Here is a 23,761-nt window from a genome sequence, read left to right as displayed (position 1 = left end):
AAGTTCTTTAAGAATTAACTATTAAACTTTTTAATTTTAGAAGACCAATAAAAGGTTATACTTATCAACATCTTCGGGATGTAGCGTAGCCCGGTATCGCGCCAGCATGGGGTGCTGGAGGCCGTCGGTTCAAATCCGGCCATCCCGACAATATGTGTCCAAAATGCACCCAAAACCCTCTAAGTGATAATGCTTAGAGGGTTTTGTTATTTTTTGATGCCTCGAAATCAAATATTATCAAGTTAATAATGCCCTCATTCACACCCTTTTTTGTAATAAATTAATCAATGCTTTGGTTATGTTTCTTAATAGCTCAAAATCATATGAAAACTACAATTCATCTAGCATTACTTTCTCCTTAAAAAGTATAAATCAAACAATGGCTATGCATCGCTGTATGCAAGAATTACGGTTCATGGACAATTAGTTGATCTTTTGCGAAGTGTAAAGTTAAAGTTGCCAATTGGAATCAGGTTGGATTTTGGCTTTAGATAAATTGTCATAGACATTCCCCGTTTTTGTAGTTTTTAAATATGCTGTTTTGGAACGCGTATTTGTTGAAAGGAATTGAGCAGTTGTATGAAAACTAGTCTTCTAATAAAACTTAATAATGTAAAACCCGTTAAATAAAATTAAACTGCTGATTTTCATTAAATTAGTAATAATCAAAACAATACCTATTATGCCACTTTTTATGGATTTGCATAAAGCTTCCGAGGGCGATGAAGGAATACTTAGCATTGAAGAGATAAAACGCTGTCATATGGCCGATGTGAAAATACAAGCTAAGTATGGGGTGCGATTTATACAATATTGGATTAATAGTGAAGCAGGAATGTTCTTTTGTTTGATGGAAGGTCCTGATAAGGAATCATGTATGGCTGTACATGAGGAAGCTCACGGTAATATGGCGTGTAATATAATTGAACTGCAAGGCGGCGATTACAACGCGTATATGGGTAATGAAAGCAATAAAAATGAATTTGATTTAGTTGAAAACCCAGATGGGACATTGGATACAGGCTTTAGAGTCATTTTGATGGTTGATGTAATCGCGCCAGCTAATGACCAAAACCTCTATGATCAAATTAAAAGCACTTTTAAAAAATTTGAAGGCAGAGAGGCTAACCATGGAGGGGATAGGATAATGTGTGTTTTTAATTTCAGTTCACAAGCAATTGAGTGCGCGAAAGCTATCCTTGCTGAATCCGAGATTTTAAATAAAGAGGGTGTAGAAGTGCGTATTGGTATTAGTGCTGGTGGACCGGTAAGCGATGGGAGTGAATTTTTTGGCAACAGTATTAAACTTGCAAACAAGTTATGTGATATAGCGCAAAGTAATCAAATTATTGCTTCAACAGAAGTCAAGGAATTAACTAAAGGTACCCTTATTACACCGGACAACGAAAACAGCGTATTAAGAATTATTACTCCGGTTGATGAAAAATTTGTAAATGCATTGGTTGAAGCTGTTGAATCAATGGAAAGCAATTCAACATTTAGTGTTGAGAGTCTAAGCAAAAGCATCGGCATGAGTAAAGCTCAACTCTACCGAAAAACAACATCGTTAACAGGCCATTCTCCCAACTATTTTATCCAGGAACAACGATTAAAAAAAGCCCTAAAATTGATTAAGAAGAAAACAGGCAACATAGCCGAAATTGCCTTCGAAGTGGGGTTTAGCAGTCCATCTTATTTTACAAAGAGTTTCCAAAACCGTTTTGGGATATTGCCTACTCAAGCACAGCGGTAACACCTCAGATAACTAGCATTCTCGAAAATTTCATGCGCAGATTTTAGATGTAATCCATAATCAGCCATATGATGTGGCAGAGTTATCTATTAACAGAACTGTCGCTTTAATAGTATTCCTTCTTCTTGACGAAAAAGTAACTGGTAATGACTTGATTTACAGAGTGAAGGCTGGGATGAGGCATGATCCAAAATTGCTAGCATTTGAATGAAATATGAAAGCCCGCCACCATAGTTCCTCTTAATTTTATATCAGTTAATCAAAAGTTTGAACTTAAAACAAATTAACAAGGAACGAATAAAGTCATTTATTCACATCAATTCATCTTAAAATTTAAACCCATGAAATCTTTCATTTCGCTTCTCCAAGTTATTGGATTGTTTTTTATTGCTGCCTGCAGCACTAATGGTAAAAATTTAAACACCGCCAAAGAACCTGCGACTGTTTCCGATTCTGTCAAAACACATTATTATATTGATGTACATAACCTTGAGCCCGGCAAGGTTTCATTAGCCGATGTAGAAGGTGCACATAAAAAAGACCTCGCCACCCAGGGCAAATACGATGTTAACTTTATTAAGTTTTGGGTCGATGAACAACAAGGCAAGGTGTATTGCCTCTCTAAAGCCAATGATGAAGAATCGATAACGAAAACCCATAAAGAAGCACACGGTCTGCTGCCTTCCGCGATTTACGAAGTAACTGAAGGGCAAGCATCCGCAATGCTTGGTAAAAAACAGTTGTTCATTGATGTTCATGAACTGGGTCCTGGCAAAGTAACCGCAAAAGATGTAGCCGAAGCGCATGCTAAAGATTTGGCCGTGGAAAGCAAATACGGCGTAAACTTTATTAATTATTGGGTCGACGAAAAAAACGGTGTTGTATTCTGTTTATCCGAAGCTGCTGATTCAACCGCTATATTAAAAACACATAAAGCAGCACATGGTTTATTGCCGGCTTATATTATTAAAGTGAAACAAGGTGAATGATGAGTTGATCTTCTCCTTTTAAAAAATAAGTCTTCTGGTATCCGGGAGACTTATTTTTTTACATTTTAATTCCATTTTCAGTAGCTAATGCTCACGAATTGGAAGGGCATTTTTATCACTTGAACTGATCATGTAATAGAGCAAGCCCAGTATAAGTTATAGTAAAGTCAAATAAACTCTTCGTCTTTTATTTATCCCAGGTCTTATAGTTAATTTTAACCAATATTATATAGTAAATAACGAATAGGCATTGTCCTTACTATATAATACAAATCATAAACTAAAACTAACACTATATAATTGTCGACAAATGAATAACCCATCTCAAAATCAAATTTCGTTGGAAAAACAACTGGCTAAAATGCAGAAAGATTTAGTGCGATTGAAATGGTATGCTGGTAGCCTGACCTTAGTTTTCGTAGCGGTATTTTTCCTCGCTTTTACTGATTCTGGCATAACTCGTTTCAAAGAAATTTCCGCTGAACGCATTAACATCGTCGAAAGCAATGGCCAACTACGGATGGTAATTGCTAACAAAGAGCGTTCTCCGGAAGTACTTGCTTATGGAAAACCTTTAACACCTCCAATTCCAGGTGCCAACAGACCAGGATTGGTTTTTTATAACGATGAAGGTACAGAAAACGGAGGATTGGTTTTCATGGGAGGTAAAGACAGTACCGGAAAATATCATGCTACCGGACACCTTTCTTTTGATCAGTATAATCAAAACCAGGTATTATATCTCACTTATTCCGATGAGAATGGCGCTCAAAAAACTGGTTTAAATGTTGATGATTGGCAAACCTCACCACTGTTCTGGGATTTTCGTGCTGAATATAAAAAAGCGCAAAAAATGCCAGATAGCCCAAAAAAAGATTCTTTGCTGAAGAAACTAATGGAGCCTACACCAGGTGTGAAGGCTGTTGCACAACGTGTTTTTGTTGGCAAGGATGTTAACAAAACTGCCATGGTAACACTTGCAGACCGGATGGGTAAGCCTCGGCTCCAGATGCTGGTTGATTCTAACGGTACAGCTAAACTGAACTTTTTAGATGAGCATGGAAAGGTTACTTACAGTTTGCCGAAATAGCAGAACATTATAAGATATCAAAATGGGGTGCCGGAGTAAGTTTTAAGTCCAAGTACCCTATTTTTTAAATAGTAATAAGATTTCTTTTTTAAAAATAACACTTTATCTACTTTACCTTCTACCAATCCTACTTTAAAAAGCGAATTATCCTTTTATGAAATATGGAAGTTATTGCGTAATTTTTATAAATAGATAGCGAAGTTCAGTAACATCCCCATCGATTTAATTCAACTAATTTTTCTCGTCTTTTTATCTAAATCATACGAAAGCAATGAAAAACTCAGCAGCAGCATTAATTACGTCATTATTAATTATTTCTGCAATTTATTCTTGTCGCCATTCTACTGAAAACAAGGATAAGAGTACTTCTGATGAAAATGAATCAATTGATACGTCAGCAGTACTAAAACCTTTGAGAGAAAAGGTTTTGACAGCAGAAGAACAAAAAGCGTTGACTCCAGATATGGTGATAAAAATCCTTGCGGATGGAAACAAACGGTTTATGAATAATGACCTAACTGCCAGAGATCATTCGGCAATGGTACGGGAAGCAGTTGTTGGGCAATATCCGAAAGCAGTAATACTTTCGTGCTTGGATAGTAGAATACCTGTTGAGGATGTATTTGACAAAGGAATTGGTGATCTTTTTGTGGCAAGGGTAGCCGGAAATTTTGTAAATGAAGATATTTTGGGCAGTATGGAATTTGGCTGTAAAATATCAGGAGCCAAGCTTATTCTTGTGTTAGGACACGAATCATGTGGTGCAATTAAAGCTGCAATTGATCAGGTAAAATTGGGGAACATAACTGCAATGCTTACTAAAATAACGCCAGCTGTTAATAGGTCAACGGATTTTAAAGGCGACAAAACTTCAAAGGACGCAGAGTACGTTGAGTATGTCGCAAAAAACAATGTGCTTACTACTATAGAGAATATTAAAAGGAAAAGTCCAATCCTAAAAGCAATGGCCGATAAAGGTGAAATCAAAATTATTGGGGCTTATTATGACCTTAATACGGGAGAGGTTATTTTTCTATAGAAAACAAACAATTTGACGGATATAAGTTAGCAACTCACCACTAATCTATTAGGTTCATGAACAATGAAAACACCAAAATTCATCAGATCAGGTGCCCATCTTCCAGTTAAAAATCTACAGCAAACGATTGAATACTATCGCGATGTTTTAGGTTTTTATGATGAATGGACCTGGGGAAATTCCGATGGTGGGATAAGAAGAAATGAGTTGAGGTTGTTGTTCGGAGAAGATCCTGATTACGTTACTCTTATCAATAATAGCACAAAACGATTTAACCTATTATGGTTTGTAGATAACATTGAAGAAATTTTTGAAGAGTTTAAAAACCGAAAACTGGAAATCGTTAGTGAATTAAAATCCTATCCTTATGAATTAAAGGAATTCGCTTTTATTGACATTAATGGCTATTATATTCGTGTTGCCGAAGGAACAGATGAATAAAACCCCTGGTTACTACCTACGGTTTAGGGAAAAGGCTAAATCTTATTACCTACAAAATGCTTCTAAAGCTTTATGCTCTCTGAAGGTGAGCCCTCCAATAATGAAGCCCTTACAGATATTTCTTCTTGAGTGTCAAATCTACTCCCTTATGATGCATGTAAAGCAAAATGCTATACACTTAGTACTATCTTTGTAAAATGGGCCAAAACCTATTGGCTCAATAACCTTTAATAAGATGGAAATAGGAAAATATAATGAGCTTAAGTTTATAAAAAAATCCGGCAACGGACTTTATTTCAGTGACGGAAAAGATGAAGCTTTGTTACCTTATATAGATGTACCTGCTGGAATACAAGAAAATGATGTTCTGAATCTTTTTGTATTTCTGGATAATGAAGATAAACCCCGGGCAACCACACAAAAGCCTTTTGCTTGTGTTGACGAGTTTGCAACCTTAACTGTTGTAAGTGAAAATGACAGAGGTTCATACCTCGATTGGGGAATTTCAAAAGATTTGTTTGTTCCATTGCGTGAGCAAAAAACACCTATGGAAATTGGCGAGCAATATTTGGTTTACATTTCTTTAGATAGAGTAAATGGTAGAATTATAGGATCAACCAAATTGGTAAACTTTATTGAAATTTCTGACTATGATGTTAAACAAGGTGACGAAGTTGAATTAATAATTGCTGATAGAAGCGATTTGGGTTACAATGCAATTATCAACAAAAAGTATATGGGCCTTATTTACTACAATGAAGTTTTTGAATCGTTACAACCTGGCGATGTAAGAAAAGGCTTTATTAAGCAAATTAGAGACGACGATAAAATTGATTTGAGTTTACAAGCAATTGGCTACAAACAAATTTTAGACTTTAAAGACACGTTGTTGGCCGAACTCAAAAAAAACAAAGGCGTTTTATCCTTGGGCGACAAAAGCACCCCCGATGAAATTATGGATCAATTAAAAGTGAGCAAAAAGGTGTTTAAAAAAACCATCGGCGCACTTTACAAAGAGAGATTGATAGATATTGCAGACAATGAGATCAAGATGGTTAATGCAGAGCATGGGGATTAGAGTTCCGTTTCGGAATTTATAATAGCTAGTTCAATTACCGATAACCGGAAAGAATTCTCGTTTATTGATATTAATGGACATTTCATACAAATAGCCGATACAACAAAAATGAATAGAACCCCCGTAGTTATTGATTACGGGGGTTTTTGTATAAAAAAAGCTAATAAACCACTACAATGCTGTATAGGCAATGTTTAATAATCGCAACCTAGAATAAGGGGGTGAAAAAGCCACTAGAAAAGAACAGACCCTTAATGATACCAGAAACACGCAAGAATTTTAATTATAATGCACCACGTTTTGGTTTTGCTTCGTTGAATTTTGAAGAGCAGGAAAGGGTGGTGGAGATTTTGAGTGGAGTGGGGGAAAATGTGTAAAAACAAAATGATTTCTGTTGAATCTGTAAAAACGTGTTAATTTTGGCAGAATGGGTTTGCTTAATAATATCAATCAATTAAAGTTAGCTGTAATTTTTTAAGTAGAACTCAAATCATCTTAATTACCAATCAGCATCTAACCAGAACATGGATAAAGAATTAGAAAAACTAGCACCATCAAAACGTTCAGCGGCTAAAACTATTTTTGCAGCATTTAATATTCTTAAGGAATCCGGTGGACAGCTTCCTGGAAAGCAAGTGTTTGAAAAAATCAGAAACAGCATTCAGTTCACTGATTGGGAAAAAGAGGTTTATGAGAAAACAGGGTACGTACGGTGGGAATCCATTTTAAGTTTTTATACAATAGATTGTATTAAAGCAGGGTTCTTGCGAAAGAATAAAGGTATTTGGTACTTAACTGAAGAAGGTGAAAAGGCGATTTCTTTGGGACCTGTTAAATTACTGGAAACAGCCGGCGATTTATATAGAAACTGGGCAGTAGACAATAATGTTAATAAGATTAAGAAGAGCAAGACAGAGATCGAAGAATTAGAAGAAAACAAACCTCAAACCCAGAAAGCGAATCTTGATTATTTAATGGAGCTAGCTTTATCGGGAATAAAGGATTTCATCAGAACAAAAAACCCTTATGAATTTCAGGATATGGTTGCGGCTTTGTTGCGTGCGATGAATTATCATACACCTTTTATTTCCCCAAAAGGAAAAGACGGCGGTTTGGATATAATTGCTTATAATGACCCTTTAGGTGCAACTTCCCCGCGATTAAAAGTTCAGGTTAAACACCGTCCTGATTCAAGCATACCAGTTGACGACATCAGAAGCTTAACCGGATTATTAAACAAGGATGGTGATATTGGCCTTTTTGTAACATCTGGTACATTTACTTCTGAAGCAGAACGTTCCGCACGTGAAAGCCACAGACATATTAAGCTGTTGGATATTGATAATTTTATATCATTATGGCAACAGTTTTATAGTAAACTTACCGATGAGGATAAGAATATGCTCCCGCTGCATTCTATTTATTTTTTAGGGAGCAATGAATAAATAGTAAGATTGTATTAAATACTTATTGAAGACTAAATCTTGTGGATTGTGAGCGCTAATAAAATAACAAATCCTAGAAAAGCATTAAATAAAGCCTTTTTAAAAGTTAAGCCTAATCGTATTGAAATTGAGAAGTTCAAAGTGAACCTTATTCAATTGATTGATCAAATCAATGAAAAGGAATCAGAAGAATTTCATAAAAATTTGGTTGCTGACTTTTAAAAAAACACGTATTACTGCCCAAACCACTTTGTAAATACAAAAGGGCGAAATGATCTGGTTATTCATAACGGTAAGGATGCCAAATCAACGGTCGGCGTTCTTATAGAAGCAAAAAAGCCAACTAATAGAACAGAAATGTTAAGGGTTGAAAATGTAAATACCAAAGCATTTCAGGAGCTATTACTTTACTACTTACGTGAAAGGGTTGTCCATAAAAACCTTGAAATTAGGCATCTTGTTGTAACAAATATTAATGAGTGGTATATTTTTGATGCCAATCATTTTGAAAAACTATTTGCTCAAAATAAATCCTTAGTAAATCAATTTACGGACTTTGAAGAAAAAAGATTAGCAGGTACAAACACAGAGTTCTTTTACAAGGAAATTGCCGAACATGCCATTCAGGCTGTAATTGAAAATATTGAATACACCTATTTCAATTTTCAGGATTACAGCAAACCACTTCGAAACAATGACAAAAAGGATGATACAAAGCTAATTGCATTATTCAAGTTGCTATCGCCAGAGCACTTGTTAAAACTTCCTTTTACTAATGATAGCAATAGTTTAGATAAACGCTTTTATACTGAGTTGCTACATATTATTGGTTTAACTGAAACTAAAGAAGGAAGTAAAAAACTAATTGAACGTAAAAAGGCGGGCGAGAGAAATGCAGGTTCTTTATTGGAAAATACGATTAAACAACTTGATTCACTTGATAAAATTCCCAGGTTAGATAAACCTTCTCAATACGGAGATAATCACCAAGACAGATTGTTTAATGTTGGTTTAGAACTGGTAATTACTTGGGTTAACCGAATACTTTTTCTAAAGTTACTAGAAGCGCAATTAATTAGCTACCAGAAGAGCGATAAGTCGTATGCTTTTTTAAATCGAAATAAGATTCGTGATTTTGATGATTTAAATGGGTTGTTTTTTCAGGTTTTAGCCAGAAAAGTTGAAGAACGTGATGAAGAAGTAATTAAAAGATTTGGCAATGTTCCTTATTTAAATAGCTCCTTATTTGAGCCAACAGAACTTGAGCACTTAACCTTGTTTGTTAGCAATTTGGATGATAGGGGCGTTTTACCATGTGTTTCAAATACTGTTTTAAAAGACGCAACCGGAAAAAAGAAAACAGGTGAAACAAGCACGCTTGAATACTTGTTTGATTTTCTTGACTCATACGATTTTGCTAGTGAAGGTTCAGAGGAAATTCAGGAAGACAATAAAACCTTAATTAATGCTTCGGTTCTTGGTTTAATTTTTGAAAAGATTAACGGTTATAAAGATGGGTCATTTTTTACGCCAGGTTTTATTACCATGTACATGTGTCGTGATACCATTAGGAGGGCGGTGGTTCAAAAATTTAATGAAGCAAAAGACTGGAAGTGCGAAACGATTGATGACTTATACGATAAAATTGAAAACCGTGAAGAAGCCAACAAAATCATCAATAGTTTAAAAATCTGTGATCCCGCAGTTGGTTCTGGCCACTTTTTGGTGTCGGCTTTAAATGAAATCATTGCTATAAAAAATGACCTCAAAATATTACTAGATCGCCAAGGGAAACGATTAAAAGAATATCATGTTGAGGTTCAAAATGATGAACTGGCAATTACCGATGAAAATGGCGAACTTTTCAAATATAATCCAACAAACAAGGAAAGCCAGCGCATACAAGAAATGCTTTTTCATGAAAAGCAAACAGTTGAGAACTGTCTTTTTGGTGTTGATATAAATCCAAATTCAGTAAAAATTTGCCGCTTGCGCTTATGGATTGAATTGCTGAAAAACGCCTATTATAAATCTGAAAATGTTCTTGAAACACTTCCCAACATTGATATTAATATAAAATGCGGAAACTCATTAATTAGCCGTTTTGCCTTAGATGCTGATTTAAAACAGGCCCTTAAAAAAAGCAAATGGGATGTTGAAATGTATCGTTCAGCAGTTGACACTTACCGAAATGCAGAAAGTAAGGAGCAAAAGCGAAAAATGGAACAGTTAATCGAAACTATTAAAAGAGATTTTAGGAGTGAGATTAATAAAAACGACCCCAAACTAGTTAGGCTTTACAAACTTAAAGGCGAACTTTTTAACCTTACTCAACAAACAGGCTTGTTTGAAATGGGAAAAAAAGAAAAAACAGAATGGAACAAAAAAATAAGTTTGCAAACAACTGAAGTAAATAAACTTGAAACTGAAGTTGAAGAAATAAAAAGTAACAAAATTTATGAAAATGCTTTTGAATGGCGCTTCGAGTTTCCTGAGGTATTAAACAATGATGGAGATTTTGTTGGTTTTGATGTTGTGATTGGAAATCCGCCGTATGTTTTTGCAAGAGAGAATTTTGATGACTCAACGAAGAAATATTTCTATGATAATTATAAAACGATTGACTATCAAGTAAACCTATATGTTTTATTTATTGAAAGAAGTTTAAATGTTTTAAATCATAAGGGAGACTATAGTTTAATTGTTCCAAACTCTTTCTTAATGGTATCATCGACAACAAAGAGCAGAGAATGTTTAATGAAAACATCTCAGCTTACTGAAGTTGTGAATTTTATGGGGGAATCATTTGATGGGGTAAACGTTGAAACAATAACAATTGCAGGTACTAAAAACACTTTGAAATCAAATGACATACAGATTTCAATTGGAACGAATAGCCAGATTAATAATTCTCATTTAAAGAAACAAAGTTTTTTCAAATCGAATAGTGATTATTCATTAAATGTATTTTCTAAAAAAGAAAGCGATGATTTGACTAAAAAGTTAATAATGGATTCGGTGCTGTTGGATAATATTGTTTACATAAAAGCTGGACTAAAAGCGTATCAAAAGGGAAAAGGGAAGCCAAAACAAACTGAGGAAGATGTAAAAAATCGACCATTTGATTATAATTATAAATTTGATGAAAGCACTTTTCAATATTTGGACGGTAAAAATATTAATCGTTTTTCTATTAATTGGCAAGGAAGCTATTTGAAATTCGGTGAGCATTTAGCTGAACCTAGAATGTTTAGGGGTAAAAAAATTATTCTTAGAGAAATTACCAGTAAATATCCTAAATCTTTGATAGCTTCTTATACAGAAGAGGATTATTTGTTTAATATGAGTAATATTGCCATTTTGCCTAAGCTTCTGGAAATTGATTTAAGATACATCCTTGCTTTAATTTCAAGTAAACTATTATCATACTTTTTTATTAAAAACACAGCAAAATCTGTGAGAAAAATGTTTCCTAAAATTATCCTAAATGATCTAAGGAAATTCCCTATAAAAGTTAGAAAAATAAATGAGCAACAACCATTTATTGATTTAATAGATCAAATCATTTTTATCAAAAAACAAGACTCAAAATCCGATACAACTATTTTCGAAGATCAAATCGACCAACTCGTTTATCAACTTTACGGTTTAACCGAAGAAGAAATTAAAATTGTGGAGGGAGAAGTGTAATGAAGGAGGTGCTTTTAGGAAGCGATAACATTTACACTAACTTTTCTGGCTTTAAGCAATTGTTGAACTTTTATGATGAATGCAAAAGGTATAACAATTGCAGTATTAAAATTAACCTGGCTAATTTAAATTGGTTAGACGGCAACCTGTGCGCTTTTTTAGGAGCATTGCTGTATCGCTTAAAAAAAGATAATTCACTAAGCTTTACCATTGATACCGAACAAGTAATAAGGAAATGTAATATTTTGTTTCATAATGATTTTTTGCCAGTTGAACAAAATTATGCATTATATAAAAAGCAATCGTGCATTCCGTTTAAAGGATTTATGCCTAAACAAAAAGATGAATTTATTGCTTATATAGAGGATGAGCTTTTAACACACGGTTCAATGCCAAAGTTCAGCTATGAAACAAAAGAGAAATTAATGGATGATCTTATTGAAGTTTATGGCAATATTGATAAACATGCAGAAACAACAGACCCATTTTTTGTATGCGGACAGTATTTCCCGAAAGGAGAAGTTATAAACTTTACAATAAGTGATATAGGCGTTGGCTTTTTCAAAAAAATAAATCAATGTGTACCACATAAGGTGACAACTTGCGGCGAGGCTATTTTGTGGGCCGTTGAGGGAAATACCACAAAACCGGATGCTTCAGGCGGACTTGGTTTAAAAAATTTACGAACATATTTTGACTTAACTAACGGTGGACTACAAATTTATACTGGCGATGCCGGATGGTGTAGTAAAACCAAGGGAACTGTATTATATCCTGATGGGTTAAAAACCTTGGATAGCAATTATATTGGTGCAGCTATTAATTTGCAATTCAACAAAAAAAAGCTAACTTAAATAGCAATATAAAATTTTATTATATTTTTGCACTCTATTAAATTACACTCTACCTTAGTTATTATGTTGATTAACAATGATTTTGAAATGAAAATTAACGTCATAGATATTTTAAAAAGTCCTAACGCATCATTGCATGATGATGGCTTGATGATTTATGAAGAGGTTAAAAAACAATTTAAATCTGCTGAACCCAATGATATTGAAATTGATTTTTCAGCCATTAAACGTTGTTCAACATTATTCTTAAATGCTTCATTCGGTAAATTGTTAGCAGAGTACGGAGAAGAAACAGTTAGAAAATATATTCATCCAATTGGTTATAATCAAATTTTAACCTTTATGGATAAATATAATGACATGTGGGATAATGTAATTAACCGCGACAACTATCAAGCCTATAGAGAGGAAGCTTTTGCTTAACCATTTTGAAGATATTTATTTTACATAGTGATAGCAGTCCGAAAGACTGCTATTATATTTTAGATACCAATGTTTGGTTGCCAATTTTTGGTTTGGATGAACAAGCAAGCGTCCATTACAAAGAATTCTTCGACAAAATTTTAAAAACAAAGCAATCCCGAATTTTATTGTGTCCGCTTCAATTAAGCGAAATTCTTAATCGCTTACTGCGTTTTCATGCACATAAAGAATATAGCAAAAAGTATAAATCTAAAACCGGTAGTGTTCCTGAGTTTAAGAATTATTATAAAGAGGAATATAGAAAAAGCGATAATTTCAAAAAACAATATGATATAATCATAGATGATATTGAAGGTTATCTATCAAATGTAGAGATAAAAGACATTGCAATAAATGACTTTGATAGCCTAACAAAATTTGATGCAAGGAAATCAGATTATAATGATCATTATATTTATTTAGTAGCAAAAGAACACAATGCTACTATAATTACACATGATAGTGATTTTTTTGGACTTAACGATGTTGCCGTTGGCACATTTAATAGAAAACTTTATAATCGATTTAAAGATTCAATTAAACCAACAAAGTAAGTTTCTGACTTTTGCCATTCACAACACAAAAACTAACAAACAACACAGAAAAACAGTTTAACTAAATAAAAGATTACGAAGCGTTAGCTAAATTATAGAGCAAGGAAGAATAAATAGGACTAACAGCTCATGCCCAAAAGCGTGGGCTGTGCCTGTTTGTTTGTACCGGCTTACCAGAGCCTTCCTGCAGCAGATATGGTTACAGTTCCACGCTTTTGGTTTTTAAAAACCCCTGTGTGGAACGCCAGGGGAGTTATGCGTTAGCTATGAAAAACAAAGTTCCTGAACAAATAGCCGAAGTATTTTTAAAATATAAACCTGCACTTGAGTTAAGCGAAGCCTTACGCATCAGCAGCTCAAAAGACGTTTATGAGTTCTTTATGCAAGTGTGGGACATGGAACTGATCGAGTTTATTGAAGAATTTAAAATTCTGCTCCTAAACCGAGCCAATAAAGTGTTGGGGTTTTATAAAGTAACCAGCGGCGGAATTTCCAGCGCCTTAGTTGATCCAGAACTAATTTTTGCTGCCGCTTTAAAAGCAGGAGCCTCCGGCATTATACTCTGCCACAACCATCCTTCCTGCAATGTTTCTCCAAGCGTCAGCGATAAACACCTCACCCAAAAACTAAAGCAAGCTTTGAAGAAGCGAAGATTAGTTAACGATTTGTATATATTGCATAACTGTAGTTTGAAATATTTAAACAACACCTATGAAATCAATTAACTATTTAGCATTTATAGCACTGCTTTGGTGTAGTTGTTCAAAAGAAAATAATGAACCAATTCCTGCTACTAAACTTACACTAAATGAATTAACCAGTAGAAAGTGGGCTCTAATTTTGGATATTTATTATCCTGATGGTGTACGTGAATTCAAGACAGCTTCTTTACAGTTCTCCTCAAACAAAAACTATCTTCTTGTTAAAACGGATTTAGACATTAACGGAAATGTAGTAAAAGACTGGGGAAATTTCTCTCTTGATGAAACAGCTGGAATTATTAAATGGTTGGATAAGGATACTATATATAGTTATCAGATGAATCCGATCGATACCACAAAATTTGATATAACTGGTGTTAATTATGTTGATAAAGTTGACTGGATTTTAAAAAGTAGAGAGGGAAACCGGCTTTTATTTACAAAGAAAGAATTTACAATTGTACTTAAACCTGAATAGTTCAACAAGCCGGAAAATCTCCTCGAAATTAATATACTTGATCACATCATTATCAGTAAAAACGGTTGGTATAGCTTTGAAGCAGGGAAGAAGAATTGCCATTCATAAAACAAATCATTAACCAATAAGAAGCATTTTTATTATTAGTCACACAGTTGGATCTTCTGTTGCATTATCAGCACAAGATTTTAATTCGCTGAAAAGTGTAGAACTTAAAGCAAAGAAGACTACAAACCATTTGAACCGAAAGCATTGGAGTGTGCTAGCTATTTGTTATCTACTCCAAACGAAGAGAATATGAACCGGCTAATTGCTACGCAAGTTATCATTAAGTGGATGTCGGGAACACCAGATTATAAATTTGATATTGGCGCTTTATATGACTGCACTAACTGAGTATGTCTTAGAAAACCCGTCAAATGCACAGGATGCAAAAGTGGTAAAATTAAACGGCTATAAAATATTGCTTAACTATTGTGAGCATAAAGAGAACAAGGTGAAGCAAACAAAGGAGCTTAAAAAGCTAATCGAAGCTAAAAATAACGGGACATTAGCCGATCTCTTGAGTGCTTAGTTAATTTAACGAGGAAGCTATTTAATATAGTAAACGGGCAAGCTTGTAAGATTTGCCCGTTTTTATGAAATGTCAAATAAGCTTTATTCTTTTCGTTTTATAATAAATCCATTATCGATTGCCTCCATTCCAACCTTTGGATAGTAATCCATAGCGGTGGGCACGGATAACAACATAACAGTAGATAGATTGCCAACTTTCTCTTTGGTAATTTCAATCAGTTTTTTACCTATGCCTTTGCCTTGGTAATTATCCCTAACTGCTAAATCGGCAAGATAACAACACCAAACCCAATCGGTTATAGAACGAGAGATTCCAACCAATATGTTTTGGTCCCAAGCAGAGATCACCAAATCGGAATTTTCGTACATTTTTGCAATCCGGTCGATATCTGTTGTCGGCCTGGGTAAGCCAGCGTTGTTATACAATTCAATTATTTGTTTTGGGTCGGGAATTAGGTCTGATCGGTATGATAAGTTCATAGTTATAAATGTTTTAAATAATTTGCTTCATTGCATCCAAAAAAGTATCCAATTCTTCTTTCGTATTATAGTAATGCGGTGAAGCACGAACAGCCCATTTCACCTGTTTTTCGTCGAAGTCGATCACTGCAAAATTCCGGTAACTTGGCACCACGTTAATCTTTCGTTTCAGCAGCTCATCGACAATAATTTTAGGTTGAGAGCCTTCCACATGAAAAGTTACCAATCCGCCAACTTCCGGCCCCCGATCTAAAACCCGCACTTTATTAATGGCCGATAATTCACTACGCAAATAATCGGACGACGTTTTTACTTGTTGCCAAATCCGGTCTTCACTTATATTCAGGCAATACTCAATAGCATTTTTGGTTCCCAATACAAGTGCATAGGCAAATTCCCAGTCTTCAAAGCGCATTGCATCTGGTCGTGGTTGATACAGGTCTTTTTCTACCCATTCCGCACCCCGCATGTCAATGAATAGCGGTTCGAGCCCATGAGCTATTGCTTTATCCGAAATATACAGAAAGCCAGTCCCCCGCGGACCTCGTAAGAATTTTCGTCCTGTTACACTTAAAAAGTCACATTTAAGCTCCTGAACATCCAGCTTCATTTGACCAACTGACTGGCAAGCATCTAAAATATACCAAGTTTTGTCAGGATGTTTCGTTAAATAATCACTATAAATTTCAGCGATCCGCTTAACGGGTTGTATCAATCCGGAATTAGTCGGAATATGAGTGATCGCCAATAATCGGGGTTGAAGTTTATGCAGCTGTAATGCCAAATCCTCCAGGTCAACACCGCCTTCAAGGGCATTCTTTATTCGCACAATTTTTATTGCAAACCTTTTTTGGCAAGATAAAAACTGAATTTGGTTAGAAATAAAATCGTCGTTATCCGTAAGAATAATATCGCCTGGCTGAAAAGGGATGGCCGACAATGCGCGTGTATACGAATCAGTGGCGCTTGCTGTAAAGGCAATGTTGGAAGCCTTACAGTTTAGCAGTTTTCCAGCCTGTACGTAAAACTGTTGAATTTCTTCTGCACGTAAAGCCGAAGCTTCATAACCCCCAATTTGCGATTCTAGTTTGATGTGGTCCAAAATAGACTGTGTAACCACATCAGGCATAAGCCCGGCCCCGGCATTGTTAAGGTGAATGACGTTTTTACATCCGGCAGTGTCATTTCTGAAACTGTTGATTTCTTCAGTAGAAAATAGGTTGTTCATGAATAGGTTTGTTGTCTTAATTTATAGATAATGAATTTTCAATTCTCATTAAACTCCGCAATACACTCAATTTCGACTAAAGCATTATATGGTAGTCCCAAAACGGCAACTGTTGTGCGAGCCGGACGATGTGAGCCTAAACAGATCGCATAGGCTTCGTTCATTTGGGGGAAGTTTTCCATATTGGTTAGGTAAACATTCATTTTGATAATGTTACTCAGGTTAAGTCCAGCTTCTTCAAGCACAACTTTTAAGTTCAGGATTGCTCTGATTGTTTGTTCCTTTACATCAGTACTTACAATTTTCATAGTTGTGGGATCGATCGGTGTTTGTCCGGAGCAATACAACAGGTTGCCTGTTCTGATCGCTTGTGAGTAGGGGCCAATGGCTTCGGGAGCATTGTTTGAATAAATGATCTTCATTTCTTTAGTATTTATGCTATAAAATTAGAGTTGATCTGCTGCATAATTTCTGCAAATAGATTGTATAGACGCACTTTTAAACTATTTTTAGAACTCAAAACGGGTAAAAAATGCAAGACTTAGACGAGTACGACAAAAAGCTACTACGACTGCTTCAGCAAAATAATAAAACAACTGCAGAAGAACTGGGTGAATTGGTGAGTTTAAGTGCAAGTGCTGTACAACGGAGATTGAAAAGGTTGCGGGATGAAAAGATCATTGAAGCAGATGTTTCTATTGTTTCGCATCGAGCATTAGGTTATACCATTACTTGTGTTGTGGATGTAATTTTAGAAGACGGAAACTCAAAGGCATTGGAAAAATTTAAAACCTCAATGCGTGAATGTACAGAAGTTATGCAATGTTATTTCGTTACCGGAACTTATGATTTTGTTTTAATTGTAAGTGCCAGGGATATGCAACATTACGAGTCGTTTTCGAAAAAATGGCTAATGGATAATCCGAATGTGAAACATTTTTACACGCATGTAGTGATGGATAAGGTGAAGGTTGGGTTATATAGTTCGGGTTAGACCATGGTCGATAGTCCATAGACCATAGTTTTAGCAACGGGAAATAAATGAACTAAAGAGGTTAGTTATTAAGCCAATTCTCAGCTACTAAAAAGACTGTCCCTTTTGAGACAGCCTCTTTTGATTTATTTCGAGTCGCAAGGTTTATGTTTGTGCGGTTTTAGATCAGGATGTTTAGGTTTTACTTCTGGAGTAACACGCCTTCCAACTCTTCCCGCAAAATTTATTGGGATAAAATAATCAGTTTTCGCATTCTCACAATCCTTTGTATTTTTGCGCCTTTCATTTTTTAACTAATTGAAACATATTGAATACAGAGGAATTGGTGATAAATAAGGATATACAGTTAAACGAAAATTGTTTTACACTTTTCAAGGGTTCTATTCATAATTACTCATTACCTCAGCGGTTCACGTTTCCTTTTTATTACGAGCCTCATCCTCTTTGTTTATTAGCGGCAAAGGAGCTTCAGCAACACCTCGAAACCCAAACGGATTGGGAGCATAACTTTGGTATAGAAGAAGGAAAAACAGGACTGATCATTGGGAAAATGTTTGGCGTATTGGTGGTTCAGCATGAAAACGGTCAGTTGGGCTACCTGGCTGCTTTTTCGGGTAAACTCGCCGGACAAAATCATCATGCTAAATTTGTTCCTCCTGTTTTTGACATCTTAACCGAAGATGGTTTTTTTAGAAAAGAGGAAGAAGTTATTAACCACATCAATGCGAAAATTGGAACGTTAGAAAACGACCCTAAATTCTTTGTTCTTAACGAGTTGTTTCAATCTGAATTAGAGCAGTCGGTTAATCAGTTAGAAGAGCATAAACGAAAAATTAAAGAGGGTAAATTGGCTCGAAAAATTCAGCGGGAGCAACCTGCTGATAGCTCGGAAGAACAGCTGACTGATTTATTGGAGAGCTTACGCAAGGAAAGTGTTCGGGAACAGTATCAGTTGAAAGAACTTTCAAGATATTGGAAAAACCGCCTTGCAGAAATTCAGTTGGAAATAGATGAACATCAATCTGCAATAATTCTACTAAAGGAAGAAAGAAAATATATGTCGGCTTCCTTGCAGCAAAAACTGTTTGATCAATACAGCTTTTTGAATCAATATGGGAACGAAAAAAACCTTTGTGAAATATTTGAACACACGGCAGAAGCAAGGCCTCCGGCTGGGGCGGGGGAGTGCGCCGCTCCTAAACTACTGCAATACGCATTTTTGCATAAACTAAGGCCGGTTGCGATGGCTGAGTTTTGGTGGGGACAATCACCTAAATCTGAAATCAGAATTCATGGCCAGTTTTACCCGGCATGTCGTGGAAAGTGCGAACCCATTTTGGCGCACATGTTGGAAGGTGTTGAAATGGATGAAAATCCAATGCTAACGAACCCTGCTGAGGGAAGAGATGTGGAGATAGTGTATGAAGATGAAGCATTGGTTGTGGTAAATAAACCTGCTGAGTTTTTATCGGTTCCGGGCAAGAATGTACAGGATTCTGTTTATGAACGCATGAGATTAAAATATCCAAATGCAACTGGTCCGTTGATTGTACACAGACTAGATATGTCGACCTCGGGAATTATGCTTGTTGCCAAAACCAAGGAATCACATAAAGTATTGCAAGAACAATTTATAAAGCGCACCATTAAAAAGCGTTACATAGCATTGTTGGACGGAGTTGTTGAATCAGAAGAAGGGTTTATAGATCTTCCTTTACGTGTTGATTTGGATAACCGTCCGCATCAATTGGTTTGTTATGAATACGGAAAACCCGCCTGTACAAAATGGGAAGTGGTTGAGCGAAAGAATAATAAGACAAAAATTCATTTTTATCCCATCACGGGACGAACACACCAGCTTCGGGTTCATGCTGCGCATCCAATGGGATTAAATTCTCCCATCGTTGGCGACGACCTTTACGGAAACAAAGGAGAACGATTACATCTCCATGCCGAGTGGATTGAGTTTAAACACCCAACCAGTAAGGAAATAATGACGATACAGGTGGAGGCGGAGTTTTAAAACTAAGTTAGTAATTGTCATGCTGATGAAGGAAGCATCTGCTACAACAATGCTTGAAACGGACAGATCCTTCGTTCTCAGGATGACACAGTAAATCTAATTCCTTAGCAAGCAACTTTTACCTTAACTTCACTTTATGACAAACCTCGCCTCATCAACTCTTCTTAATCACATCAACCGATATGTAAAACTCTCCGAAAAAGAAGAAAATCTTTTATTATCCTTATTAAAACATCAATCCCTAAAAAAGAAAGCATACCTCCTTACAGAAGGACAAATTTGTAAAGCCAATTATTTTGTGGCTAAAGGATGTCTTCGTAATTACCTTATTAATGACAAAGGGGTGAAGCAAATAACTCAGTTTGCCATCGAAAATTGGTGGATAACCGATTATAACAGCATGGTAACACAAACTCCTTCCGGATTCTTTATTCAGGCACTTGAAAATTCAGAAGTAATTGCAATTGATTATCATGTGCAGGAAGAGTTGTTTGAGAAGATTCCTAAACTTGAGCGTTATTTCCGACTGGTTTTAGAACGAGCTTATTCGGCATCACAAATGAGAATCAAGTTTATCTTTACCCAAACAGGAGAAGAACGTTACCATCACTTTGCCACCAGCTTTCCCGGATTTATACAACGAGTACCACAATACATGCTTGCCTCTTATCTCGGTTTTACGCCGGAGTTCTTAAGTAAGATCAGGGCAAAATAAAGTGCGTTTCATTTCTTGAACTAGATTAAGATTTTTGGTTTAGTGAATGTTGACCTTTGATTTAGAAAGAAAAATAAATCAACATGAAAAATAGAATCAAAATCAACATTGCTGATCCTGAAGCATATAAAGCCATGATGGCTTTAGAGAAGTATTTAAGTCAATCTCGTTTAACCCCAATTCAAAAAGAGCTCATCAAGGTACGCGCGTCGCAAATCAATGGCTGTGCATATTGTGTTGATATGCACATTCAAGAAGCTTTGGAGGCGGGAGAATCACCACGTCGTTTAGGTGTTTTAAGTGTGTGGAGAGAAACGCCTTTTTTCACAGAAGAAGAACAAGCCATTTTAGCATTAACAGAAGAAGTAACGCTGATTGCTAATCATGTTTCGGATGAAACCTATGAACGTGCAGCTAAATTGTTCGATGAGCAATACCTGGCGCAAATCATTATGGCAATTAACACAATTAACGCTTGGAACCGGATTGGTATCAGCACTGACTTGCAGCCGGAATAATTATAAGGATATATAACACACCCCTAACCCCTCTCAAGAGGGGAATTTTATCAACTCGCTAATGCGTCATGCAGAGAAATTCCCCTCTTGAGAATGAAGGTTTGGAAATAGACAATGCATCGAGAATACCCCTAACCCCTAAAGGGGAATCCTTATCGCTTTAAAAAAACGACTCTTTATATTAATTAGAGCAGTTAACCCTGACATATGTTCAATTTCCGCCTTGTACAGTTCGGAAGAGTTGAAGTAAATTCTCGCAGAAACTGCGGGAGAACTGTACGTAGTCTCGGCTAAGCCGAGAGCGGGGTTTGCTTACTTTTTTTCGCTGCAGGAAACATGCGCAGCATTCTTGAATACCTTTAAAATGAAACACTGCATGAAAAAAGTAAGTCTCGCGGAAAGCGACTAAGTGGAATAAAGCACAAATGGGATACTAAAATGAGACATTTTTGACACTCCTGTCAATAAGCTAAGCCTTTACTCTCAAGATGGGGATCTTATCAACTATGTTGATGCGTCATGCAGAGAAATTCCCCTCTTGAGAGGGGTTAGGGGTGTGTTTTTAGAAGGCAATCTCAGGAAACAACAAAATTGTGTCATTCTGAGGAACGAAGAATCTGAAACATAGTAGCACTGTCGGATACAGACCCTTCGTGCCTCAGGGTGACACATTGTTTTAAATTCTTTAACCGATCGAAAACTCCTTTTTCCTAATCTCCATGTACCTCGGGTCATCTTTTATTCCTTTATAAGGCGGGTATTCAAGGTAATAACAAACTGGTCCCATGTGTTTTTCGATGCAGATGAATAAATGCTCAAAGGTTTTATCTTTTTCACCTAAGGCAAACCAAACGGCCGCCATATCAGCGTCGATTACTGAATTCGGTTCTTCTTTGCTTCGCTGCTCCATTCTTTTGATGCAATCCAGTGCCTTTTCCCGTTCACCTAATTTTGCATAGGCAAACCCTAATCCCATCAAGCCTTTTAACGGATGGTTGGTAAGCCTGTGAACTTCTTCAAACCATTTTAATGATGATTGCCAGTCGCCGCCCATACCAATTCCCCAAGCCTTCATTTCCATGGCACTGCGCATTTCGGGGTTCATTTCGAGTAACTTTTCTGCCTCTCGAATTGCTTCTTCGTAACGTTCTGCAATAATATAGGCGTTTCCTAACGATTGAATAATGAGCGGTGACAAAGGATCTATCTGGGCAGCTTTTTCAAGAATTTTAACAGCCTCTTCCTTTTGTCCCATTACGATATGGTAAAAACCCAGCATCTCATAAGTCGACATAGTTGCCGGATTTAGCTTCAATGCCATTTGCAGTGCTTCATAAGCTTCCTTCCATTTCCAATCATAAAAAATATAAGCTCCTGCTTTAGCACTGTAGCTTTCCGCAACAGTTGGATCAATTCGCATGGCTTTATCGGCATACTGATGGACAATTTCAAAAGCCTGTTTAGGCAAAATCTGCCCCTTTGCGCCTAAATAACCATAAGCCATGGCCGTCTTGGCATAAGCCTGGGCATAATCAGGCTCAATTGAAATGGCCTTTTCAAAATACTCAATAGCCTTGTAGGTATCGGCGGGAGTGAGTTTGTTCCAAAAATGAAGCCCCTTTAAATAATGAATATAAGCCGTATAGTTGTTGGTAGTTGGATGTACCAGCGATTCTTCTTTTGGATTACTATTCAGGTTTTCTCTTAGTTTATTGGCAATAATGCCGCTTATTTCATCCTGAACTTCAAAAATGTCATTTAAATCGCGATCATATGTTTCACTCCAGATATGATAGCCATCCACAGCATTAATCAATTGAGTGGTTATTCTTACCTTGTTTCCAGCTTTACGTACACTTCCCTCTAAAACCTTGTCGACATTCAGCTGCATGGCAATATCCCTGATATCATGATTCTTCCCTTTGAAAGCAAATGAAGAAGTCCGTGAAGTTACCTGTAAGCCATCCACTTTAGTCAGGGCATTAAGCAGTTCTTCTGTAATGCCGTCACTGAAATATTCATTGTCAACATCTGAACTCATATTTACAAAAGGCAGAACGGCAAGCCGGTTTCCGGGTTGCTTTGTTTTTCCTTTTATTTCATTTCTTGAAGGGACGGCAATGCCATTATTGGCAATAGCGAAAACATGAATAGGTTGTTTAACATTTTTGAGTTCAAAGAAACCCATCTCAACAGTTGAAATTGCATCCTGGTTTTTTATCTCATCATAAACCTTTTCAGAAATAAAAATTGCCCCAGGAACTGCCAATGATTCTATACGGGAAGCCATGTTAACACCATCGCCATAAATTGCTTCATCTTCAATGGTTACATCGCCTGTATGTATGCCAATCCGAAGGTCAACTTTAGGGTCTTCCTGTAATTGCTGCTGAATGGCGATGGCACAATCAACACTGTCGTTAGCGCTGGAAAAAATACTTAGAGAACCGTCTCCGTAGTATTGAAGAACTTTCCCATTAAAGCGTGAAACAGAAGAGTCGAGCACTTCTTTTAAGCGTTTTCGTTTCGTTCGTGCTAGCAATTCGTTCTCCTGCATCAGGCTGGTATAGCCTGCCATGTCGGCAAATAATATGGCTGCAAGCTGACGCATACAGAAAGTTAACAAAAAATCATAAAACAGTATAGTCGCATC

At 36.2% G+C, this 23,761-nt stretch carries 24 protein-coding genes, 1 tRNA gene and 2 pseudogenes; 23 read left to right on the top strand and 4 right to left on the bottom strand.

The features are described from left to right. The first annotated feature begins 74 nt into the window (after nt 1–74). The 19 genes and pseudogenes from SOLCA_RS18810 (at nt 75) to SOLCA_RS18735 (ending at nt 15,148) form a co-directional block, all read left to right on the top strand. A tRNA-Pro gene (locus tag SOLCA_RS18810) sits at nt 75–148 on the top strand. A 534-nt stretch (nt 149–682) separates the two neighbouring features. Next, nucleotides 683–1,753, top strand: a complete 1,071-nt coding sequence (locus SOLCA_RS22540; RefSeq protein WP_052308649.1) for a nickel-binding protein — start codon at nt 683–685, stop codon at nt 1,751–1,753. A gap of 341 nt (nt 1,754–2,094) precedes the next feature. Continuing rightward, on the top strand, nt 2,095–2,742 hold the full coding sequence (locus SOLCA_RS23525; protein WP_014682059.1) for a DUF4242 domain-containing protein: 648 nt from the start codon (nt 2,095–2,097) through the stop codon (nt 2,740–2,742). 310 nt (nt 2,743–3,052) lie between these two features. Continuing rightward, complete coding sequence (locus SOLCA_RS18790; protein WP_014682058.1) at nt 3,053–3,832, top strand: hypothetical protein; 780 nt, start codon at nt 3,053–3,055, stop codon at nt 3,830–3,832. 271 nt (nt 3,833–4,103) lie between these two features. After that, entirely contained in the window at nt 4,104–4,871 is a 768-nt protein-coding gene (locus SOLCA_RS18785; RefSeq protein WP_014682057.1) for a carbonic anhydrase family protein, read from the top strand. A 63-nt stretch (nt 4,872–4,934) separates the two neighbouring features. After that, nucleotides 4,935–5,312 (top strand): VOC family protein, encoded by a 378-nt coding sequence (locus SOLCA_RS18780; protein ID WP_014682056.1) that lies wholly within the window; start codon nt 4,935–4,937, stop codon nt 5,310–5,312. A 235-nt stretch (nt 5,313–5,547) separates the two neighbouring features. Next, nucleotides 5,548–6,390 (top strand): CvfB family protein, encoded by an 843-nt coding sequence (locus SOLCA_RS18775; RefSeq protein ID WP_014682055.1) that lies wholly within the window; start codon nt 5,548–5,550, stop codon nt 6,388–6,390. Between the two features lie 221 nt (nt 6,391–6,611). Continuing rightward, a complete protein-coding gene (locus SOLCA_RS23290) occupies nt 6,612–6,767 on the top strand; it encodes a hypothetical protein (protein WP_157604605.1) in 156 nt (51 codons plus the stop codon). Nucleotides 6,768–6,914: 147 nt separating this feature from the next. Next, nucleotides 6,915–7,835 carry a restriction endonuclease gene (locus SOLCA_RS18770; RefSeq protein ID WP_014682054.1) on the top strand — a complete coding sequence of 307 codons (921 nt, stop codon included), beginning with the start codon at nt 6,915–6,917 and terminating at the stop codon, nt 7,833–7,835. Between the two features lie 48 nt (nt 7,836–7,883). After that, nucleotides 7,884–8,555 (top strand): annotated as a pseudogene (locus SOLCA_RS24005) (DUF7149 domain-containing protein); the annotation flags it as partial. A 15-nt stretch (nt 8,556–8,570) separates the two neighbouring features. Next, nucleotides 8,571–11,525 carry a type IIG restriction enzyme/methyltransferase gene (locus SOLCA_RS18765; RefSeq protein ID WP_217166139.1) on the top strand — a complete coding sequence of 985 codons (2,955 nt, stop codon included), beginning with the start codon at nt 8,571–8,573 and terminating at the stop codon, nt 11,523–11,525. Continuing rightward, nucleotides 11,525–12,379: a hypothetical protein gene (locus SOLCA_RS18760; protein ID WP_014682053.1), complete on the top strand. Its 855-nt coding sequence runs from the start codon at nt 11,525–11,527 to the stop codon at nt 12,377–12,379. The genes SOLCA_RS18765 and SOLCA_RS18760 overlap by 1 nt, the downstream gene beginning before the upstream one ends. A gap of 87 nt (nt 12,380–12,466) precedes the next feature. Then, a complete protein-coding gene (locus tag SOLCA_RS18755; RefSeq protein WP_157604604.1) occupies nt 12,467–12,802 on the top strand; it encodes an STAS-like domain-containing protein in 336 nt (111 codons plus the stop codon). 5 nt (nt 12,803–12,807) lie between these two features. Next, nucleotides 12,808–13,395 (top strand): type II toxin-antitoxin system VapC family toxin, encoded by a 588-nt coding sequence (locus SOLCA_RS18750; protein ID WP_014682051.1) that lies wholly within the window; start codon nt 12,808–12,810, stop codon nt 13,393–13,395. 129 nt (nt 13,396–13,524) lie between these two features. Continuing rightward, entirely contained in the window at nt 13,525–13,659 is a 135-nt protein-coding gene (locus SOLCA_RS23805) for a hypothetical protein (RefSeq protein WP_281048018.1), read from the top strand. Nucleotides 13,660–13,661: 2 nt separating this feature from the next. Further along, entirely contained in the window at nt 13,662–14,120 is a 459-nt protein-coding gene (locus SOLCA_RS18745) for a JAB domain-containing protein (RefSeq protein ID WP_042480191.1), read from the top strand. Then, the gene (locus tag SOLCA_RS18740) at nt 14,107–14,574 is read left to right on the top strand and encodes a hypothetical protein (protein ID WP_014682049.1); all 468 of its coding nucleotides are present in this window, start codon (nt 14,107–14,109) and stop codon (nt 14,572–14,574) included. Before SOLCA_RS18745 ends, SOLCA_RS18740 begins: the two co-directional genes overlap by 14 nt. A 21-nt stretch (nt 14,575–14,595) precedes the next feature. Continuing rightward, nucleotides 14,596–14,682, top strand: a pseudogene (locus SOLCA_RS23995) (hypothetical protein); the annotation flags it as partial. Between the two features lie 271 nt (nt 14,683–14,953). Continuing rightward, the gene (locus tag SOLCA_RS18735; RefSeq protein WP_014682048.1) at nt 14,954–15,148 is read left to right on the top strand and encodes a hypothetical protein; all 195 of its coding nucleotides are present in this window, start codon (nt 14,954–14,956) and stop codon (nt 15,146–15,148) included. 83 nt (nt 15,149–15,231) lie between these two features. On the opposite strand, the gene SOLCA_RS18730 is transcribed toward SOLCA_RS18735, so the two are convergent. From SOLCA_RS18730 to SOLCA_RS18720, 3 genes are read right to left on the bottom strand one after another with little or no spacing between them, the layout of a single operon-like run. Then, nucleotides 15,232–15,630 (bottom strand): GNAT family N-acetyltransferase, encoded by a 399-nt coding sequence (locus tag SOLCA_RS18730; protein ID WP_014682047.1) that lies wholly within the window; start codon nt 15,628–15,630, stop codon nt 15,232–15,234. Nucleotides 15,631–15,643: 13 nt separating this feature from the next. After that, nucleotides 15,644–16,858 (bottom strand): aminotransferase class V-fold PLP-dependent enzyme, encoded by a 1,215-nt coding sequence (locus tag SOLCA_RS18725; protein WP_014682046.1) that lies wholly within the window; start codon nt 16,856–16,858, stop codon nt 15,644–15,646. A gap of 38 nt (nt 16,859–16,896) precedes the next feature. Continuing rightward, a complete protein-coding gene (locus SOLCA_RS18720; protein WP_014682045.1) occupies nt 16,897–17,280 on the bottom strand; it encodes a Rid family detoxifying hydrolase in 384 nt (127 codons plus the stop codon). A 110-nt stretch (nt 17,281–17,390) separates the two neighbouring features. Between SOLCA_RS18720 and SOLCA_RS18715 the strand changes: the two genes are divergently transcribed. From SOLCA_RS18715 to SOLCA_RS18700, 4 genes are all read left to right on the top strand, one after another. Further along, the gene (locus SOLCA_RS18715) at nt 17,391–17,852 is read left to right on the top strand and encodes an Lrp/AsnC family transcriptional regulator (RefSeq protein WP_014682044.1); all 462 of its coding nucleotides are present in this window, start codon (nt 17,391–17,393) and stop codon (nt 17,850–17,852) included. Between the two features lie 307 nt (nt 17,853–18,159). Further along, entirely contained in the window at nt 18,160–19,875 is a 1,716-nt protein-coding gene (locus SOLCA_RS18710; protein WP_014682043.1) for an RluA family pseudouridine synthase, read from the top strand. 136 nt (nt 19,876–20,011) lie between these two features. Beyond that, on the top strand, nt 20,012–20,590 hold the full coding sequence (locus SOLCA_RS18705; RefSeq protein WP_014682042.1) for a Crp/Fnr family transcriptional regulator: 579 nt from the start codon (nt 20,012–20,014) through the stop codon (nt 20,588–20,590). A gap of 83 nt (nt 20,591–20,673) precedes the next feature. After that, nucleotides 20,674–21,108, top strand: coding sequence for a carboxymuconolactone decarboxylase family protein (locus tag SOLCA_RS18700; RefSeq protein WP_014682041.1), 435 nt, complete (start codon nt 20,674–20,676; stop codon nt 21,106–21,108). Between the two features lie 685 nt (nt 21,109–21,793). Here SOLCA_RS18700 and SOLCA_RS18695 read toward each other — a convergent pair. Next, nucleotides 21,794–23,719 (bottom strand): adenylate/guanylate cyclase domain-containing protein, encoded by a 1,926-nt coding sequence (locus SOLCA_RS18695; RefSeq protein WP_014682040.1) that lies wholly within the window; start codon nt 23,717–23,719, stop codon nt 21,794–21,796. Nucleotides 23,720–23,761 lie beyond the last annotated feature (42 nt).

This window comes from Solitalea canadensis DSM 3403 (assembly GCF_000242635.2).
Classification (GTDB): Bacteria; Bacteroidota; Bacteroidia; order Sphingobacteriales; family Sphingobacteriaceae; genus Solitalea; species Solitalea canadensis.
This window is presented reverse-complemented; position numbering and strand designations above follow the sequence as displayed.